The sequence below is a fragment of the Citrobacter sp. MGH104 genome (assembly GCF_001034485.1).
Taxonomy (GTDB): Bacteria; Pseudomonadota; Gammaproteobacteria; order Enterobacterales; family Enterobacteriaceae; genus Citrobacter; species Citrobacter freundii.
Window position 1 is genome coordinate 170,618 of sequence record NZ_KQ089818.1, and the last position, 18,679, is coordinate 189,296.

An 18,679-nucleotide genomic window follows, 5' to 3' on the forward strand; every position below is an offset into this window, starting at 1 on the left:
ACTCTTTTAGGGTAGACGCTGATTTCCTGCAGGCAAAAAAAAGCCGACTAATCTAAGTCGGCGTCGTACGAATCAATTGTGCTATGCAGTAATTCAAAAAAGGAAGTAAGACAATATGGAGCGCAACGCCCATCGCTTGACGTTGCATTCACCTGCGAGAGAGATATTGCCCCGAATAGGTAGATGGTTTATTGACCTCGCTCAAAATTCAGGACGTTTTCATGCGCAAAAGTCACTAAAAAACGTTGTTGTTACAACCATTTACTACGATGCAACCATAAAGTAACACCACCAATCAGGACCACTAACAGAATACAAAAAAGTGAGAAACCGAACTGCCAACCACCGCCGGGGATACCGCCGAGGTTAACGCCGAAAAGCCCGGTTAAGAATGTGCTGGGAAGAAAAACCATTGCCATCAATGACATTGTATACGTTCGGCGAGCCAGAGACTCCTGCATCACCTGCGCAATTTCATCCGCCATGATACCGGTTCTGGCAATACAGGCATCGATTTCATCCAGCCCTCTCCCCAGCCTGTCAGCGATATCCTGCATCCGTCGCCGATGGTCGTCAGTCATCCAGGACAACCGTTCGCTCGCCAGCCGGGCATAGACATCACGCTGTGGCGCCATATAACGGCGCATCACAATTAACTGCTTACGCAGTAATGCCAGGAAGCCACGCGGCGGGATCTGCTGATCGAGCAGGTTATCTTCCAGATCGATAATTTTGTCGTGCAACTGTTCGATAAATTCGCTGGCATGATCGGTCAGCGCATCACAAACATCCACCAGCCAACCGCCACAATCAGCCGGCCCTGTACCTTCCTGGAGGTCGCTGACCACATCATCCAGTGCCAGCACTTTGCGCTGACGCGTTGAGACAATCAGACGTTCATCCATATATAAACGCATCGCTACCAGTTGGTCAGGCCGCTCGTCGGTGCTGCCGTTGATACAGCGCAGCGTGATTAACGTACCTTCTCCTACCCTGCTGACACGCGGGCGCGTGCTTTCACCCGCCAGCGCATCACGCACGTTATTGGGAAGTAAGGGCGTTGTCGCCAGCCATTGCGCACTTTCAGGATGAGTATAATTAAGATGCAGCCAGCAGGGATGCTGAGTGTCGATAACATCGTTATCTTCCAGTGGTTTCACCCCACCACGCCCATCCAACAGCCAGGCAAACACGGCATCCGGCACATTAACATCCGTTCCCTTAATGGCTTCCACAGCGCCTCCACAAACATTCAGCTTTTTTCGTTAGTCTAGCCGTCAGAATATGTTAAGCAATATCTCATTGTCCCATTGTGCTGAAATGACTCATAAAAGTATCTGATAACAAAAAAAGCGCCGACAAATGTGGCGCTTGTTGCGAGGTACCCTGTTAAGCCCGCTGGCGTCTCTCAGATTCAAAAGCGTGACTTAAGCGAAACTTGTGCGTTCGCGACTGGAGGTCAGTCACTTGATTTTTCAGAATATCCGAAGAGTCAGACAGTTCATCCACCATAATGGCGTTACTCTGGGTAACGTTTTCCAGTTCCGCGAGCGCATGAGTAATACTGATGATCCCTTTCTCCTGCTCCTGCGTAGTGGTTAATATCTCGCCCATCAGTTGGTTTAATTGCCCGGCACCACCAACAATATCCTGCATATTTTTTTCAGCTTCACGCACAATAGCCGCACCTTGCTGAACGTTTTCATGAGTTTGGGCAATCAGATGTTTAATATTCTTAGCGGCATCTGCGCTACGGTGCGCGAGCATTCGTACCTCTCCGGCCACCACGGAAAAACCTTTGCCATGTTCTCCCGCTCTCGCCGCTTCTACGGCGGCATTCAATGCCAGAATATTTGTCTGGAATGCAATACCATCTATCAGGGTAATAATTTCTGTCATCTGCTGGGCGCACTCGGTGATCGACTGCATATTGGTTGCGACCTGCACCATTAAATCACCGCCCTGCCGGGCAGATAGTGTTGCAATATTGGCCTTAGCACTCGCCATTTGCGTATTCTCTGCATTGTTACGCGTGCTGACCGCTATTTCATCCATGTTGGCAGCCGTTTGCATTAATGCTCCGGATTGCTGCTCTGTTTTTACTGATAACTCAGCGCTGCGTTCCGCGAGCTGTTCAGAGAGCGCCATCGCCGTTTGTGAAGATGTTCTGATCTCATTAACGAGTGTTGAGATATTACTTGATAAACTATTAATGCCCGGTATTAATCTCCCCGCACAGTTATTGCCAAACTCTGGAATACTAATCGCCAGATTCCCGGAGGTTACCTCCTCAATGCTTCTTTTAACCGTATTAATTGGCACGACCAAATATTTCGTCATGTACCACCACAAACATAATATAGAAGTAAAACTGACCAAATTAGTTCCAATGATAATTACCGGGGGAGCGGAAAATATTATTTCAAAAACATTGAGAGCGACCGCCGTAATGAGCAGAAATAAAATAATAAAGGTTCTGACGCTAATATCATTTAACATTTTAGTCCTGTGCGCTAAGAAATAACGTGGATATTATTTTTTATAGCATCTGCAATGCAGATTTCCATAACGCGGAGACGAAAGACGAACTTTCAATGAGAGTCTGCAATCCTTTCACTTAAGACAGGTAATTACACTATTAGTTTACATTAACCAGGTGTTTTATCCTGCAAAGAATGATGCTGGTGCTTGTCGTTAGATTATTGTGATGGCAAGCACGCCGTGTGCATAAAATGCACAGAATTATAAATCTGATGAATATTTGTATAAGTAAAGGTCTATCATTTTCGATGTTTGCCCCTTCCCTCTAATAGTCATTGTAAAAACACAAGAACATCCCAGGTTTTATCAGGTTAACTGGACAAAACCTGCTAAATTTATCATCACGTCTTTTTTTTGATAGGTAGTAAGATGTTGCACGTGTCGTGGGACCCTGTATTGATTGGGATTTCCTTTATTGTCGCGTTTATTGCCTCCTTTATTGCTCTCGACAGCGCGGGCAAAGTGGCAATTTCCAGCAGACGTGAATCTACCTTCTGGCGACTCTCTGGCGGCGCTACGCTGGGTATGGGGATCTGGTCGATGCATTTTATCGGTATGCTGGCCATGAAAATGAGTATGCCAATAAATTACCATTTATCCCTCACCGCGTTTTCGTTCTTTATTGCGCTCATTTCTGCGACAGTCGCCATCAATATCGCCATTTCTGGTAATACGCTATCAACAAAACGCCTGCTCATTGCTACCAGCATATTAAGTGCCGGTGTTGTTACAATGCACTACGTTGGTATGTATGCCGTTATCGAACATGTGGCTATAACCTGGGATCGCTCGCTGATCCTACTCTCCGTGATTATTGCCGTCGCTGCGTCTGGCGTGGGTTTGTGGCTGGCCTTTCACTTACGCCAAAATAGCCGTCGAGCGCTAATAAATCGGCTTATTGCTGCCTTTATTATGGCGCTGGCAATAGCCTCTATGCATTACACCGGTATGGGAGCAGCTACGTTCACCCATTTTGGACACACTGCGCACGATGGTCTCAGCACGCTGGAACTTTCTATCTGGGTCTGCGCCGTCACGCTTGTTATTTTGGGGATCATGCTGGTGGTTTCGATGGTGGATTCGCAACTCCGTACCTCCCGACTGGCTGACAATCTGCATCAGTTGAACTGCCAGCTTGAGCATCAGGTTCACTTCGACGCGCTGACCGGTCTCGCTAATCGTACGCAAATAGACACCTGCTTACTGGCCTGCCTGCGGCATTCTAAACTGCATCAGCAGCATTTCGCGTTGGTATTTATTGACCTCGATCGTTTTAAAGTCGTTAACGATACCTGGGGACATCACATTGGCGATCAGCTACTGATAGCCAGTACACAGCGAATCTTCACTTGCCTTGATAACTCAATGACGCTGGCAAGACTGGGGGGCGATGAATTTATCCTGCTGGTTCCAGACTGCAACCAGCAGGATATCTCCGCCCTGCTGACGCGGATTGCCGATGTGATCGGTGAACCCTTTACCTTGTTCGGACATACCATTCGGGTTTCGTTAAGTGCGGGGAGCAGTATTTACCCTGAGCATGGCTCAACGCTGCATGAGCTAAAAGTGAAGGCCGATATGGCGATGTATCATGTCAAACAGGCGGGCAGAAACGGCTGGGCTATTTATCATCCGGAAATGGAAGCTATCGCGGATACACCGCCGACATTTTTACAAGAATTGTCGCAAGCACTTGAACGCAACCAGTTTGAGCTATGGTATCAGCCTAAATATACCGCTGGAGATCATTCCCTGACCGGTTTTGAAGCATTATTACGCTGGCATCATCCGGAACGCGGCATGCTGCTGCCAGCCGAATTTCTTTCTGCGTTGGAAGATACGGGCCTGATTATTCCCGTTGGGAAATGGGTTATCCAGCAGGCATGCCTGCAGTTGCATCAATGGAAATTACAGGGAAATACAGAATGGACGCTCGCCGTTAACCTCTCACCCGCCCAGTTTGAACAGCATGATATTATTGATGTTGTTTGTAATGCCCTGGCGCAGTATCAACTGTCACCTGCCTGCCTCACGCTGGAACTCACTGAAAGCACCGCCCTTAAAAATTTGAAACGCAGTGTGGAAGTCCTGAATGCTTTTTCTGCTTTGGGGATCACCGTATCTATTGATGATTTCGGTACAGGTTATTCAAATATATTGATGCTGAAGTCTCTTCCGGCGCGCGAATTAAAAATTGACAGGATATTTGTCAAAGATATCAGCGAGAACAGCAAAAACACAAAAATTGTGTCTACCATTATTGACATAGCTCACTCCATGAATATGCGTGTGGTGGCAGAAGGAATAGAAACCCAGGAACAGGAAATACTCCTTACTCAGATGGGGTGTAGCATGCTGCAAGGTTTCTTGTTTGCAAAACCGCTGCCAGCACATAAGATTCATGAACTGATACAACAAGAAAACAGTATCAAGCAAAAGCCAGTTGTACACCCCTTGTCTCACCGACAATCAATAACATTGTGAGACGTAATATCTAAAAATATTCGCCATTTAACAGGCAACACAGCAGATAAAGATAACGGGATTATCGATGAGCACAACCGAGCTGCATTCACTGGATTTATTAACCTTTCCGGTGTGGATTGTTTTGCCACATACCGAAGAGCTGGTGTTCGCTAATAACGTTGCACGGGAGCTAATGCAGGGTCTCTGTTTTTCCCCGCTCCGCAAGGGAACATTTTCAACGCATGCTCAAAATGACTTAACCATGTATCTCAGCGACTTGCGAAATCATCACCATGTAGTGGAAATTCTCACGGTTTACCGCGACGGTGAAGAGATTGCGATGGCAAGTCGCCTTTCCATTAAACCCCTGCCTGGCATGGGTGAAGTCATCCTTTTCGAAGGCATTGAGACGCCTGCTGCACAGGGTCTGAAAGCGAGCCGTTCAGCAACCTATCAGCGGAAAAAACAGGGATTTTATGCGCGCTTCTTCCAGACTAATTCCGCGCCAATGTTACTTATTGATCCGTCACGCGATGGGTTGATCGTGGATGCAAACCTCAGTGCGCTCAATTTTTATGGATACACTCATGATGTGATGTGTCAGAAACATACATGGGAAATCAATATGCTGGGCCGCCATATACTTCCAGTGATGCATGAAATCGCCCATCTGCCCGGCGGCCATAAACCTTTGCATTTTGTCCATAAACTGGCTGATGGGACTTCCCGTCATGTGCAAACCTACGCCGGACCGATCGAAATTTACGGTAATAAACTGATGTTGTGCATTATTCATGACATTACCGAACAAAAGCGGCTGGAACAGGAGCTGGAGCGTGCGGCCCTGCGAGATGTTTTAACGGGATTACTTAACCGCCGACATTTTTATCAGGTAACCGAACCGGAACAGACGCATGCGATATCATTGACGCAGGACTACAGCCTGTTGTTGATCGATACGGATCGCTTTAAAAGCATTAACGATCTGTTTGGCCATTTAAAAGGCGACGAAGTGCTGTGTGCTCTGGCACGTACCCTGGAATCCTGTGCGCGAAAAGACGATCTTATTTTTCGCTGGGGTGGTGAAGAATTTGTGCTGCTCCTGCCACGAACGTCGCTGGATGTCGCTCTCAATCTCGCAGAAGTGATCCGTGCGACAGTGGCAAAGGTGACTCTCCCTGGCCTTCCCCGCTTTACCGTCAGCATTGGTGTAGCACGGCACGAAACAAATGAAAGTATCGATGAGTTATTCAAACGTGTTGACGACGCGTTGTACAAAGCCAAAAACGAAGGCAGGAACAGAGTGCTGGCCGCCTGATGTTTACGTCGTTCAGCGACTACGTTTAGCGTGACGCTCCCAGTTATCCTGTTTTGCCTGCGCGGTTTTACGCAATGCCACATAGCATGCCCCGCTGCCGCCGTGATGCGGCAGTGCGGCGCAATATGCTTGCACGTCGTCAAATTCCGTCAACCAGCGCGCTACGTAGCTGCGAATGATATTGGCATGAGAATTATCGTCACGTCCCTTGCCGTGTATCACCAGCACATTACGCAACCCTTCTTGCTGCGCCTGCAGAATAAAGCTAAAGAGCATCTGACGACATGTTTCAACAGGTTGGCGAATAAGATTAAGACTCGCCTGCTGCGGATATTTTCCGTTTCGCAGCTTGTCAGTCACACCGTTCTGTAAACCTTCGCGACGAAACTCGAGCGGCACACTTAACGGGACAATATCGAGAAATCCTGTCGAGAGAAAATTATCCAGTTGAAGCGTATCGATACGCGCCGGAGTGCGAAGATTACGCATGGGCTGCCAGTGTACATCGGTATGGCTTTTCAGCGGTTGAACATCCCCCATAGCGTCAAGAAACAACGATGCATCATCAAGGTTCATGTTTCATCCTCCAGCGTATTGCGACGGGCATTATCATAACCGCGCACTATTATACCGACAACTATACCGGTAACGGTTTACGGTTATTTCCAATAATTAACCGGATCCGTCGCGCTGAACCGATCTACTCACGACAAGTTGATATCCATTTTTAGAGGTATAGCTGCGACGGTCACTGGCGTGATAATGTGTAGCCTCGCCTGAATGCTGTAATGAGAGAAACGGATGCTTAACTTACTGGAAGACACCATCGACACGCCGCTGGGCCCGCTGTGGGTTATTTGTGATGAGCAATTTCGCCTGCGCGCAGTGGAATGGGATCAGCACAGCGATCGCATGGAACAATTGCTGGATATTCATTACCGCACAGAAGGTTATCAGCGCATTACCGCCAAAAACCCAGGTGGATTAAGCGACAAACTCGCTGAGTATTTTGCCGGAAACCTCAGCATCATTGACACGCTGGAAACGGCAACCGCTGGGACGCCTTTCCAGCGTGAAGTCTGGCAAGCGTTACGCACTATCCCCTGCGGGCAGGTCATGCATTATGGTCAACTGGCCGAACAGTTGGGACGCCCCGGTGCTGCAAGAGCCGTCGGCGCAGCTAATGGCTCCAATCCAGTAAGCATTGTGGTCCCCTGTCATCGCGTCATTGGACGTAACGGCACCATGACCGGATATGCCGGTGGCGTACAACGAAAAGAGTGGTTATTGCGTCACGAAGGTTATTTGCTACTCTAGATTCCAGGCAATTAATGCCTTATCCATCACACTTCCGCATAATGCGATCCCAAATTAATTGTGGTTAATCAAGCAGATACAAATATTCACTCCAGTTATGCTTGAATTATTCTCTCTTGGGAGTAGCTCAGGCTTACGTGCTCACCAAAAAGATGTTAAAATTGACAAATATCAATTACGGCTTGAGCAGACCTATGATCCCGGAAAAGCGAATTATACGGCGCATTCAGTCTGGCGGTTGTGCTATCCATTGCCAGGATTGCAGCATCAGCCAGCTTTGCATCCCGTTCACACTTAACGAGCATGAGCTTGACCAGCTCGATAACATCATCGAGCGCAAAAAGCCTATCCAAAAGGGGCAGACGCTCTTTAAAGCAGGTGATGAGCTTAAATCACTCTATGCTATCCGCTCCGGAACGATTAAAAGCTATACCATTACCGAACAAGGCGATGAGCAGATTACTGGCTTCCATCTGGCGGGCGATCTGGTCGGTTTTGACGCGATTGGCAGCGGACATCACCCGAGCTTTGCTCAGGCGCTGGAAACCTCGATGGTATGCGAAATTCCTTTCGAAACCCTTGATGACCTGTCCGGCAAAATGCCAAATCTGCGTCAGCAGATGATGCGTCTGATGAGTGGCGAAATCAAAGGCGACCAGGATATGATCCTGTTGTTGTCGAAGAAAAACGCTGAAGAGCGCCTGGCGGCCTTTATCTACAATTTGTCTCGTCGCTTTGCCCAGCGTGGATTCTCGCCTCGTGAATTCCGCCTGACCATGACCCGTGGCGACATCGGTAACTACCTCGGTCTGACGGTTGAAACCATCAGCCGCCTGCTGGGTCGTTTCCAGAAAAGCGGTATGCTGGCGGTGAAAGGCAAATACATCACTATTGAGAATAGCGACGCGCTGGCAGTTCTTGCTGGCCATACGCGTAACGTTGCGTAATCTTTCCGCAAGCCTCTCTGTTATCCTTCTGTCAAATCGCTAAATTATCCCGATTTATTGATCTGGCAGGAGGTTATTCCCTGTTTCAAACCACATTATTGGGTTACTCTTTTAGTTACAAACTGCGATGACAGTTGTAAGGAGACCCTGTATGGCTATGTATAAAAATATGCTGGTCGTCATCGACCCGAACCAGGACGATCAACCAGCATTACGGCGAGCTGTTTATTTGCATCAACGGATTGGTGGCAAAATTAAAGCCTTTTTGCCGATCTATGACTTTTCCTATGAGATGACTACCCTGCTGTCGCCCGATGAGCGTACGGCAATGCGTCAGGGGGTTATCAGCCAGCGAACTGCATGGATACGTGAACAAGCGAAATACTATATCGAAGCAGGGATTCCTCTGGAGATTAAAGTGGTCTGGCATAACCGACCCTTTGAAGCCATCATCCAGGAAGTCATCAGCGCCAAGCATGACCTGGTCCTCAAGATGGCGCACCAACACGACCGCCTCGAAGCCGTAATATTTACACCAACCGACTGGCATTTATTGCGTAAATGTCCAAGTCCGGTATGGATGGTGAAAGACCAGCCATGGCCTGAAGGGGGTAAAGCACTGGTTGCAGTAAACCTCGCCAGTGAAGAGGCTTATCACAACGCGCTCAATGAAAAACTGGTCAAAGAGACGCTACAGCTTGCAGAACAGGTTAACCATACCGAAGTGCATCTGGTAGGCGCCTACCCTGTTACGCCAATCAACATCGCGATTGAACTGCCTGAATTTGATCCCAGCGTTTATAACGACGCAATCCGTGGACAGCATCTACTGGCCATGAAGGCGCTACGCCAGAAATTCAGTATTGATGAGAAAGTGACGCACGTTGAAAAAGGCTTACCTGAAGAGGTCATTCCTGATTTAGCCGAGCACTTACAGGCAGGTATTGTGGTATTGGGGACCGTCGGACGTACCGGTATTTCTGCCGCGTTCCTTGGTAATACCGCGGAACAGGTTATCGATCATCTACGCTGTGACCTGCTGGTCATCAAGCCAGATGAATATCAGACGCCAGTTGAACTGGACGACGAAGAAGACGATTAACCACATAATAAAATGCCGGATGGCGATATCATCCGGCATTTTAAACGCCTAGTGTTGCTCCTCGCCGCCGAGAAAATAGATACCAAGCGGGATAGCCAACAGAATCGTAAACACCATGCTGTAGACACAAATCATTGCAGATTGAATGGCATACATTGAAGCGGTCCAGTCGGATAGCGGAATATCATACTGTTCAATAACGCCGCCGATCGTCGCGCGCGTCACGACCGACGCTGCGATAATAAACACTCCAAGCAGGCACAACAAAAATTTCCGTCCCTTCGCTGTTTTCAGCTTAGCCATGATCATAGTACTGTCCTTTTGCAGATGAAAACCTTGTTACTTTGCGCTAACAATACCATGACATCAACTGACTGTCTGCTACATAAACCGCATACAGGGTTGACGTCAGCACTATTTCGCTGAAAATAATGCTGATTGCATTATTTATCTCTCCTTTTGATTAATGATCTGACCACCCTAACTGAGTAAAATATCCGGGGATTAAGATGTCAGATGATATTTAGATAACATGGAGTTGCCAGGAAGAATCATGATCGCTGAACTGTTTATGAATAATGCGTTTAATTTGACGGTAATTCTCAGCTGCTGTGCCGCGCTGGTCCTGATGAGTGTCTGGTATCATCGTGGAGAGCGTCGCTGCAAAGGATTCATATTTCATGCCGCACAATTTTTTGTCTATGCCATTATCATTGGGACGTTTGGCAGCATTGCTAATAACGTTATCGAAAGTTACAGCCTGAAATTTATCTCCCCCAGCGTGGTCGACTTTATCTGCACCTCATTGATTGCGTTAATCCTGACCATCAAACTTTTTCTGGTGATTAATCAGTTTGAAAAGACGCAGATTAATAAAGGCAGAGATATCACCAGCGCGAGGATCCTGTCGCGTATCATCAAAATTACCATCGTGGTTGCCATCATTTTACTGTATGGCGAACACTTCGGTATGAGCTTATCCGGCCTGTTAACCTTTGGCGGCATTGGCGGTATCGCTGTGGGTATGGCGGGGAAAGATATTCTGAGCAACTTCTTCTCAGGCATTATGCTCTATTTCGACAGACCGTTTAGCATCGGCGACTGGATCCGCTCCCCGGACCGCAATATTGAAGGCACAGTGGCCGAAATTGGCTGGCGAATGACTAAAATAAACACCTTCGACCATCGTCCGTTGTATGTGCCAAACTCGATTTTCTCCTCCATCAGCGTAGAAAATCCAGGGCGCATGACCAACCGGCGTATTAAAACGGTGATCGGGTTACGATATGAGGATGCCGATAAAGTCGGTGCTGTTGTCGAGTCGGTCAGAGAAATGCTGCAAAACCATCCAGGAATAGACCAGAAACAAACTCTGTTGGTCTATTTTAATGAATTTGCCGATTCATCGTTGAATATCATGGTGTATTGCTTCACGAAAACCACCGTCTGGAAGGAATGGCTCGCGGTACAGCAAGACGTTTATTTAAAGATTATCACGATAGTCCAGGCAAATGGCGCCGACTTTGCGTTCCCCAGCCAGACGCTGTATATGGATAATCCTGAAGCATCGCCGTCGACACACTAACAAAAAAAGACGCGGAAATCCGCGTCTTTTTTGTACTTATTTCAATGAGGCAATATCAATTACAAAGCGGTATTTCACATCGCTTTTCAACATCCGCTGCCAGGCATGATTAATATCCTGAATATTGATCACTTCGACATCGGCGGTAATACCATGCTGACCACAAAAATCGAGCATCTCTTGCGTTTCGGCAATACCGCCGATAACTGAACCCGCCACAGACCTACGTCCAAGGATCAGGGGAACCGTATTCAGAAACGGATCCAACGCACCGAGATAACCAACCAGCACCAGCGTACCGCTTAGTGCCAGGGTTGGGATATACGGGTTCAGGTCATGAACGTAGGGCACAGTATCGATAATCAGATCAAACTGATTCGCTGTCGCTTTCATCTGCTCACTGTCAGTGGAAAGCACAACATGACTGGCACCCAAACGTCTGGCATCAGCTTCTTTGCCCGGTGAACGCGTAAACAGCGTAACTTCCGCGCCCAGTGCATTTGCAAGTTTGTTGAGCGTGAGTCCCGCATCCAGTTGGTATTGCATATTCGACTCTCCAGAGCGGTGGCAACATTGCACCACCGGGGGCTGAAAACAGTAAAATTATAGAGACTCGACGTGTCGGTGATTAGAGAGGAAAAGAAAGACAAACTTATGAGCTGGGCTCATCAATAATAAGCAGCAGGTACTCTTTATTTGCAGGTTACTGATTGATGGCTTACGCCACAATCTCGATTAAATTGCCGTCAGGATCTTTTATCACCGCTTCGTAATAACCATCGCCCGTAGTGCGCGGACCTGAGACTAATATCCCCTGTTTCTGCGCTTGCATTGCAACGGCATCAACATTTTCATTGCCGCCAACAGAAATGGCGAGGTGTACCCATCCGCAACGATTATTGTCAGGTTGCTGCCCGACAAGACCCGGTTTGGTCATTAACTCAATTGCAATATCCTCGCCAATTTTGACAAAATAAGATTCAAACCCAGGGTTGGTTTTACTGCAGTATTTCTCGTTGATCTTACCGTCAAAAAATGAGACCCAGAAGCGAGCTTGCTGCTCGAGATTCTGTGTCCATAACGCCATATGCGCAATTTTCATAGCTTACCTCTTTCCGTTGTATCCAGAATAGTACGGTCCCTGTAAGGGATGTTGACATCGTTAATCATAATGCACGATCATGCACTTTATTGCTCGATGTTTATTTTACCTGGAGTATCTATGCTCGATTACGCCGCATTCCCGGAACAGCGCCAGGCGCTTATCTATCAGATCCTGCAAGAAAACGGCAGAGTCATTTGTTCTGAACTCGCGAACCGATTAGGTGTTTCTGAACATACAATTCGTCGTGACTTGCATGAATTGAGCAAAGATGGCGTGTGCAAGAAGGTCTATGGTGGCGCGGTAATTGCACTCCCTGAATCCGAAGACATTGCCGTGCGCAAGGGTATTAATGTGGCCAAAAAGAGCAACATCGCGCAGCGATGTGCCAGACTGGTCAAATCCGGAAGCTGTATTTTTATCGACACGGGTAGCACCAATCTGGCGATGGCAGAAGCTCTGCCCGCCGAACTGGCGCTAACCGTGGTGACAAATTCACCGGAGATTGCCGCCGTTTTGCTAAAAAAACCGCTGTTTGAGGTCATTATGCTGGGCGGCGCGGTACAGCGATCTTCTGGCGGGTGTGTGGGAGCTTCCGCCATCGCACAAGTGCAGGACATTTTATTCGATCAGGGATTTATTGGCGGCTGTGCGATGTCGCCTGAATCCGGCTTAACGGGGTTTGATTACGCGGATTGTGAGTTCAAAAAAGCGGTGATCAAACAATGTAATGAAACTATCGTCGCGCTAACCGCTGAAAAAATCCCAGCCGTCGCCCGATATGTCGTTACCGAAAGCAGCAATATTGATGTGATTGTTGTAGAGGACAACATCAGCAAAGAGTACGCCACAGCATTCCAGGCGCACGACATTCGGATTTATACCGTCTAACCGCGGCAGGCTCTCTGAAAACTTACTGTGCTAAACGTCGCTCCTGGCGTCAGCGCGGTGATAGCTGACAGACAATCCAGACGGATTTTTTGCTGATTTTCAGATTGCCTCACTACCAGAAATTCTTCTTTTTCCACGGTGGTACACGTCGTCAACGCTTTAGCATCAAAACATGTGCCATCCGTTAGTTCAATGCGCAACCAATAGTGGTACATGCAGGCGATTTCCAGATAATCATGAAGATCGCAATCTATCGGGTGATACTCTTCGGTCGTTTTCATCGCGTTACCTTCCCCAACGTCTTGTATATTCGGGAAATCGCCAACGCAACTTCCCGAACTATCCAGCTATTTCAACGCTTCAATGGGAGCGCCAAAATTAATATGCAGCACATTGCCGTCAATCACCAGCGCCGGAACAGATTTCACGCCAGCCACTTCAGCCTCGGCAACCCGATCAGGATGCTCTCCCAGATGAACCACATCGATTTCAACATCCGCAGACAAGTGCTGCAGAAGAGCTTGTTCTGCGGAAACACAAACCGGGCAACCTGCATGATAGAAACGAGCTTTAGTCATGATACATCTCCTTTAAATTATAGTATCGATTCGATACTATAATTTATAGTACGTTGCTTTTATTCTTTGTCAATATAGTTTTCAATCGATACTATATGCCGAGGAGGATTTGTTATGCCCGACATGTCACTTTTCGACGTACTTGACCGGCTTTCCAGCCTGACACGGATGTGGTTTCGCCAGCATCCTTTACTGGTGGATCTCCAGCCAGTACAACTTAGTGCGTTAATGTATCTGGCCCGTTGTAACCGTTATTCCAATACGCCGCTTGGCGTGACAGACTACCTTGGTCTCACCAAAGGTACCGTGTCGCAATCGCTGAAGCTGTTGGAAAACAAAGGGTTGATTGTTCGCAAACCGGATGACCGTGATAAACGTAGCGTCCATCTACACTTAAGTGAGTCGGCCAATACCTTACTGGAAGCCCTGCTGCCCCCCACGTTTTTAGTGGAGGGTGAATCGGCAATGGGTGAACGGGCGAGCGTACTCAGAGAGCTGCTGTTAGAACTGTTACGCGGGATCCAGAGGACCAACAATGTGCCTGGCTTTGGTCTTTGCCATAGCTGTCGGTTCCACCAAAAAATTGACGGCCAGGGATTTTGTAATCTGACGAAAGAGAGATTAAGTGAAGAAGACTCGTTGCTGATTTGCCGTGAGCATCAACCGCCGGAAACGTAGAATGGCTGATGCAAAATCACACCAGCCATTATCTCTGTCAGTGCTTAACGATATACATTGTGCGGCTATAGGCCACATCTTCAGGGTTAGTAATCGGATACCCTTTCAGCCATGGTTTAATTAAACGCCCATTAGTGTACTGATAGATCGGCGCAATAGGTGCCTGTTCCATCAGAATCTTCTCCGCAGCGTTATAATCAGCATTGCGCGCTTTTTCTGTATTCTCCAGAGTAGCCTGTGTCAACACTTTATCGTATGCCGGATTATTAAAGCGGGAGATATTGCCCGTATGGGTCGATGTTAATAATGACAGGAACGTAGAAGGCTCATTGTAGTCGCCCACCCAGGAGGCACGGATCACATCAAAATTACCGGTATTACGGCTGTCGATATACGTTTTCCATTCCTGGTTCTGCAGTTTCACGTCAACACCGAGGTTTTTCTTCCACATAGAAGCCACTGCGATAGCAATCTTCTGATGATTTTCTGAGGTGTTGTACAGCAGCGTCAATTTAAGCGGTTTCTGTGGGCCATAACCCGCCGCACGCAGCAGCGTTTTCGCCTGCGCATTCAATTCTTCCTGACTCATTTGCTCAAACGGTGAAGGTTCCGGCACAAATCCTGCCGTTACATCCGGCGTAAAATGCCATGCAGGCTTCTCACCGGTACCCAGCACCTTCTCCGCCATCAGGCGACGATCGATAGTCATGCTGAGCGCCAGACGCACGCGTGAATCGGCAGTCGGTCCCTTCTGGGTATTAAAGGCATAATAATAAGTACCAAGCTGCGGCGGGGTGTAAACCTGACCCGGGATATCCTTCAACAGTTTCTGGTACATATTTTTCGGGAAGGATTCCGTGATATCAATATCACCAGCAAGATAGCGCTTGGTCGCTGCCGATTCCTGGTTAATTGGCAGGAAGGTAACTTTTTGCAGCACTGTTTTGGCGTTGTCCCAATAATGCGTGTTCGGGACAACTTCCAGCTTTTCGTTCACGACGCGATTTTTTAGCACATAGGCGCCGTTACCAATCAGGTTACCCGGTTTGGTCCACTCTTTGCCGCTCTCAACGTTGGCTTTTTGTACCGGATAAAATGCAAAACTCGCCGTCAGATTGGCAAACCAGGGCAGCGGTTTATCCAGTTGAACTTTCAATGTCCGTGCATCGACAGCACTAACGCCAAGTTTATCAGGCGTGGCTTTGCCATCGATAATAGCCTGAGCATTATTAATACCCGCCAGCGCAGCAAACCAGGCAAACGGCGACAGCGTTTTTGGATCAACCAGACGCTGCCAGCTGTAGACAAAATCCTGCGCCGTTACGGGCGTACCATCCGCCCATTGCGCATTGTCGCGCAGCGTAAACGTCCAGATGCGGTTATCGTTACTCTTCCACTGGGTAGCGACGCCAGGTACGATCTCACCCTTCTCATTCTGGTTGACCAGCCCTTCAAATAAATCACGAATTACCTGAATCTCAGGGAGCCCGACGGCCTTTGCCGGATCAAGCGACGCCGGTTCGTCTTTTATATGACGCACTAGTTCTTGTTTCTCTGCCAGAACCGTTCCGCTGGGAACATCAGCAGCCCAGGATAAAGAAATGCTGCTAACCAACAACGCACAACAGGTTACTGAAACAGAATGCTGCATAAGATACCCTCGATTCCGGCTACTAAGTGAATGTGTAATTATTTGTATCGCCAGCAGGAAATGCAATTAACTTCCGACAAGAAAGTGATATTACACCTGAAAAGATAAGTGTGTGAAAACGATTTGATTATCCATACATTTTGCACAACACTGCGAGTAACAATCCAAGCATTCAGAGATGACTATGACCGTTACCCGTCCCCGTGCCGAGCGCGGCGCATTCCCACCTGGAACCGAACATTACGGACGTTCATTGTTAGGCGCACCGCTAATCTGGTTTCCTGCACTGGCAGCCGATCGTGAAAGCGGCCTGATACTGGCGGGAACGCACGGCGACGAAAACTCCTCGGTCGTTACCCTTTCCTGCGCATTGCGTACGCTTAACCCTTCCCTGCGTCGCCATCATGTGGTGCTAGCCGTAAACCCTGACGGTTGCCAGCTTGGGCTGCGCGCAAATGCGAACGGCATCGATCTTAATCGTAACTTTCCCGCCGCAAACTGGAAAGCAGGCGAAACGGTGTATCGCTGGAACAGTAGCGCAGAAGAGCGTGATGTAGTGTTGTTGACCGGCGATCATCCGGGCTCGGAACCAGAAACCCAGGCATTGTGTCAGCTTATTCACCGAATTCATCCCGCCTGGGTAGTCTCTTTTCACGATCCACTGGCCTGTATTGAAGATCCCAGAAGCAGCGAGCTGGGCGCGTGGCTGGCACAATCGTTTGAATTGCCTCTGGTCACCAGTGTAGGTTATGAAACGCCCGGCTCTTTTGGTAGCTGGTGCGCAGACCTAAACTTACACTGTATAACCGCCGAATTTCCGCCCATTTCATCGGATGAAGCGAGCGAAAAATACCTGCTGGCAATGTCCAATCTCCTGCGCTGGCACCCTAGAGATGGAGCTGCCCGGTCGTAAAATGCAGGGCTGGCTCCGCATCGCTGGCAAGCCACGTTGGGCCATCAAGATCGGCAAAGTTAACCTGCGGCGTAAGCGGTAACGCCGCACCGATCGCCCGGGAGGTACACAGCATGCAGCCCAGCATCAGCGCAAATCCCTGTTCGCGTGCTTCGGTTGCCAGCGCGAGCGCTTCCGTCAGGCCGCCTGTTTTGTCCAGTTTGATATTGACCATTTCATAGCGTCCGTGCAGCGCTTTCAGACTGCTACGGGTGTGGCAGCTTTCATCTGCGCAGATGGGTAGCGGATGTACAAAATTCTCCAGCGCGGCATCATCCTGCGCCGGCAGCGGCTGCTCCAGCATCGCAACCCCTAAATCAGCCAGCAGCTGACAGCGTGCCGCAAGACCTTCTGCCCGCCAGGATTCGTTGGCGTCGACAATAATCGTGGCGTCAGGAACAGCCGCACGAATGGCAACCATTCGCTCACTAATCAAGCGAGCATCCAGTTTAACTTTCAGCAATTTCGCGCCATTTTCCCACAGCGCAGCCGCGCTCGCGGCCATTTGTTCCGGTGAGCCAATCACCACTGTTTGCGCCGTCGTCACCACATCCGCCAGCTCACTTCCCACCAATTCCGCCAGCGACTGCTGCTGTTGACGCGAACTTAGATCCCACAACGCGCAATCCACGGCATTACGCGCTGCCCCCGCTGGCAGCTGCTTTTGCAGCTCTTCACGCGTCATTCCGTTTTCCAGTTGTGGCGCAATGCTCATAATTTGCGCCAGCACTGAGGCATCGCTTTCACCGTAGCGCGGGTACGGTGTGCACTCGCCAATACCTGTGACGCCGTTTTCTTCCACTTCGACAACCACCACATGCGCTTCGGTCCGGCTCCCACGGGCAATGACAAAGGGAGTGTGCAGCGGCCAGGCTTCCTCATATACCTTAACTGTTCTCATTTGTTTTCCTTAATGCAGTCCCTGAAGCGGATATCCGCAAATAGCGTTTGCCGTGTTAACTGCTGATGGCATAAACTAGCCTCGACGTTAACTATATGTAAACAGGAAGATAACCATGTCACAAACCGTTCATTTCCAGGGCAACCCGGTTGCAGTTGCCGGCTCTATTCCTCAGGCTGGAAGCAAAGCTCAGGCTTTTACCCTTGTGGCTAAAGACCTGTCTGACGTTACGCTGGGCCAGTTCGCAGGCAAGCGCAAAGTGCTGAATATTTTCCCAAGCATCGATACCGGCGTTTGCGCGGCATCGGTACGTAAGTTTAACCAACTGGCGACAGAAATCGACAATACCGTCGTACTGTGCATCTCAGCCGACCTGCCATTCGCCCACTCTCGTTTTTGCGGCGCGGAAGGTCTGAGCAACGTTATCACGCTGTCCACCCTGCGCAACGCTGAATTCCTGAAAAACTACGGTGTTGAAATCGCTGAAGGCCCGCTGAAAGGCCTGGCCGCACGTGCCGTGGTCGTTATTGATGAAAATGATAACGTTGTTTTCAGCCAGTTGGTCAATGAAATCACCAACGAACCAGACTACACCGCTGCGCTGGACGTACTGAAAGCGTAAGCTGCGTCTGCATACAAAAATGCCTCCG

20 protein-coding genes are annotated in these 18,679 nt (G+C 48.8%); 10 read left to right on the forward strand and 10 right to left on the reverse strand.

Annotation, left to right across the window (positions count from 1 at the left end; genetic code table 11):
• Positions 1-251 precede the first annotated feature (251 nt).
• Positions 252-1,235, reverse strand: coding sequence for a zinc transporter ZntB (gene zntB / locus SK34_RS00745; RefSeq protein WP_003020379.1), 984 nt, complete (start codon positions 1,233-1,235; stop codon positions 252-254).
• A gap of 154 nt (positions 1,236-1,389) precedes the next feature.
• Entirely contained in the window at positions 1,390-2,499 is a 1,110-nt protein-coding gene (locus tag SK34_RS00750; protein ID WP_016150306.1) for a methyl-accepting chemotaxis protein, read from the reverse strand.
• Positions 2,500-2,910: 411 nt separating this feature from the next.
• On the opposite strand from SK34_RS00750, the gene SK34_RS00755 reads away from it, so the two are divergent.
• The gene (locus SK34_RS00755; RefSeq protein WP_003843936.1) at positions 2,911-5,025 is read left to right on the forward strand and encodes a putative bifunctional diguanylate cyclase/phosphodiesterase; all 2,115 of its coding nucleotides are present in this window, start codon (positions 2,911-2,913) and stop codon (positions 5,023-5,025) included.
• A gap of 67 nt (positions 5,026-5,092) precedes the next feature.
• Positions 5,093-6,325 carry a GGDEF domain-containing protein gene (locus SK34_RS00760; RefSeq protein ID WP_003843938.1) on the forward strand — a complete coding sequence of 411 codons (1,233 nt, stop codon included), beginning with the start codon at positions 5,093-5,095 and terminating at the stop codon, positions 6,323-6,325.
• Positions 6,326-6,337: 12 nt separating this feature from the next.
• Here the strand turns inward: SK34_RS00760 and smrA are convergent, their stop codons facing one another.
• The gene (gene smrA / locus SK34_RS00765) at positions 6,338-6,901 is read right to left on the reverse strand and encodes a DNA endonuclease SmrA (protein ID WP_003843940.1); all 564 of its coding nucleotides are present in this window, start codon (positions 6,899-6,901) and stop codon (positions 6,338-6,340) included.
• A gap of 225 nt (positions 6,902-7,126) precedes the next feature.
• Here smrA and ogt point away from each other — a divergent pair, with 225 nt between their 5' ends.
• The 3 genes from ogt to uspE all read left to right on the forward strand — a co-directional run bounded on the left by ogt (position 7,127) and on the right by uspE (position 9,691).
• On the forward strand, positions 7,127-7,642 hold the full coding sequence (gene ogt, locus SK34_RS00770; protein ID WP_003020394.1) for a methylated-DNA--[protein]-cysteine S-methyltransferase: 516 nt from the start codon (positions 7,127-7,129) through the stop codon (positions 7,640-7,642).
• A 194-nt stretch (positions 7,643-7,836) separates the two neighbouring features.
• Positions 7,837-8,589, forward strand: a complete 753-nt coding sequence (fnr, locus tag SK34_RS00775; RefSeq protein ID WP_003020397.1) for a fumarate/nitrate reduction transcriptional regulator Fnr — start codon at positions 7,837-7,839, stop codon at positions 8,587-8,589.
• Positions 8,590-8,740: 151 nt separating this feature from the next.
• A complete protein-coding gene (gene uspE, locus SK34_RS00780) occupies positions 8,741-9,691 on the forward strand; it encodes a universal stress protein UspE (protein ID WP_003840808.1) in 951 nt (316 codons plus the stop codon).
• A 48-nt stretch (positions 9,692-9,739) separates the two neighbouring features.
• On the opposite strand, the gene SK34_RS00785 is transcribed toward uspE, so the two are convergent.
• On the reverse strand, positions 9,740-10,000 hold the full coding sequence (locus SK34_RS00785; RefSeq protein ID WP_003020403.1) for a DUF2534 family protein: 261 nt from the start codon (positions 9,998-10,000) through the stop codon (positions 9,740-9,742).
• A gap of 244 nt (positions 10,001-10,244) precedes the next feature.
• On the opposite strand from SK34_RS00785, the gene SK34_RS00790 reads away from it, so the two are divergent.
• Positions 10,245-11,276: a mechanosensitive ion channel family protein gene (locus tag SK34_RS00790; protein WP_003843943.1), complete on the forward strand. Its 1,032-nt coding sequence runs from the start codon at positions 10,245-10,247 to the stop codon at positions 11,274-11,276.
• Between the two features lie 36 nt (positions 11,277-11,312).
• On the opposite strand, the gene SK34_RS00795 is transcribed toward SK34_RS00790, so the two are convergent.
• Both SK34_RS00795 and SK34_RS00800 read right to left on the reverse strand, forming a co-directional pair.
• Positions 11,313-11,822, reverse strand: a complete 510-nt coding sequence (locus SK34_RS00795) for a zinc-binding dehydrogenase (protein ID WP_003843945.1) — start codon at positions 11,820-11,822, stop codon at positions 11,313-11,315.
• 172 nt (positions 11,823-11,994) lie between these two features.
• Positions 11,995-12,378, reverse strand: a complete 384-nt coding sequence (locus SK34_RS00800; RefSeq protein ID WP_046670747.1) for a VOC family protein — start codon at positions 12,376-12,378, stop codon at positions 11,995-11,997.
• Positions 12,379-12,498: 120 nt separating this feature from the next.
• On the opposite strand from SK34_RS00800, the gene SK34_RS00805 reads away from it, so the two are divergent.
• Positions 12,499-13,269 (forward strand): DeoR/GlpR family DNA-binding transcription regulator, encoded by a 771-nt coding sequence (locus SK34_RS00805; protein WP_003843948.1) that lies wholly within the window; start codon positions 12,499-12,501, stop codon positions 13,267-13,269.
• On the opposite strand, the gene SK34_RS00810 is transcribed toward SK34_RS00805, so the two are convergent.
• Together SK34_RS00810 and SK34_RS00815 are read right to left on the reverse strand one after the other, a co-directional pair.
• The gene (locus SK34_RS00810; protein WP_048232113.1) at positions 13,266-13,550 is read right to left on the reverse strand and encodes a Rho-binding antiterminator; all 285 of its coding nucleotides are present in this window, start codon (positions 13,548-13,550) and stop codon (positions 13,266-13,268) included. The genes SK34_RS00805 and SK34_RS00810 overlap by 4 nt on opposite strands.
• A 66-nt stretch (positions 13,551-13,616) precedes the next feature.
• The gene (locus SK34_RS00815) at positions 13,617-13,847 is read right to left on the reverse strand and encodes a glutaredoxin family protein (RefSeq protein ID WP_003843952.1); all 231 of its coding nucleotides are present in this window, start codon (positions 13,845-13,847) and stop codon (positions 13,617-13,619) included.
• Positions 13,848-13,961: 114 nt separating this feature from the next.
• Here SK34_RS00815 and SK34_RS00820 point away from each other — a divergent pair, with 114 nt between their 5' ends.
• Positions 13,962-14,525, forward strand: a complete 564-nt coding sequence (locus tag SK34_RS00820; RefSeq protein ID WP_044700109.1) for a MarR family winged helix-turn-helix transcriptional regulator — start codon at positions 13,962-13,964, stop codon at positions 14,523-14,525.
• 37 nt (positions 14,526-14,562) lie between these two features.
• On the opposite strand, the gene mppA is transcribed toward SK34_RS00820, so the two are convergent.
• On the reverse strand, positions 14,563-16,176 hold the full coding sequence (gene mppA / locus SK34_RS00825) for a murein tripeptide ABC transporter substrate-binding protein MppA (RefSeq protein ID WP_003840789.1): 1,614 nt from the start codon (positions 16,174-16,176) through the stop codon (positions 14,563-14,565).
• Positions 16,177-16,360: 184 nt separating this feature from the next.
• On the opposite strand from mppA, the gene mpaA reads away from it, so the two are divergent.
• Complete coding sequence (mpaA, locus tag SK34_RS00830; protein WP_003840786.1) at positions 16,361-17,089, forward strand: murein tripeptide amidase MpaA; 729 nt, start codon at positions 16,361-16,363, stop codon at positions 17,087-17,089.
• Here the strand turns inward: mpaA and ycjG are convergent.
• On the reverse strand, positions 17,064-18,029 hold the full coding sequence (ycjG, locus tag SK34_RS00835) for an L-Ala-D/L-Glu epimerase (RefSeq protein ID WP_046670753.1): 966 nt from the start codon (positions 18,027-18,029) through the stop codon (positions 17,064-17,066). The genes mpaA and ycjG overlap by 26 nt on opposite strands.
• A 115-nt stretch (positions 18,030-18,144) precedes the next feature.
• On the opposite strand from ycjG, the gene tpx reads away from it, so the two are divergent.
• Positions 18,145-18,651 (forward strand): thiol peroxidase, encoded by a 507-nt coding sequence (tpx, locus tag SK34_RS00840; RefSeq protein ID WP_003020437.1) that lies wholly within the window; start codon positions 18,145-18,147, stop codon positions 18,649-18,651.
• Positions 18,652-18,679: the final 28 nt, after the last annotated feature.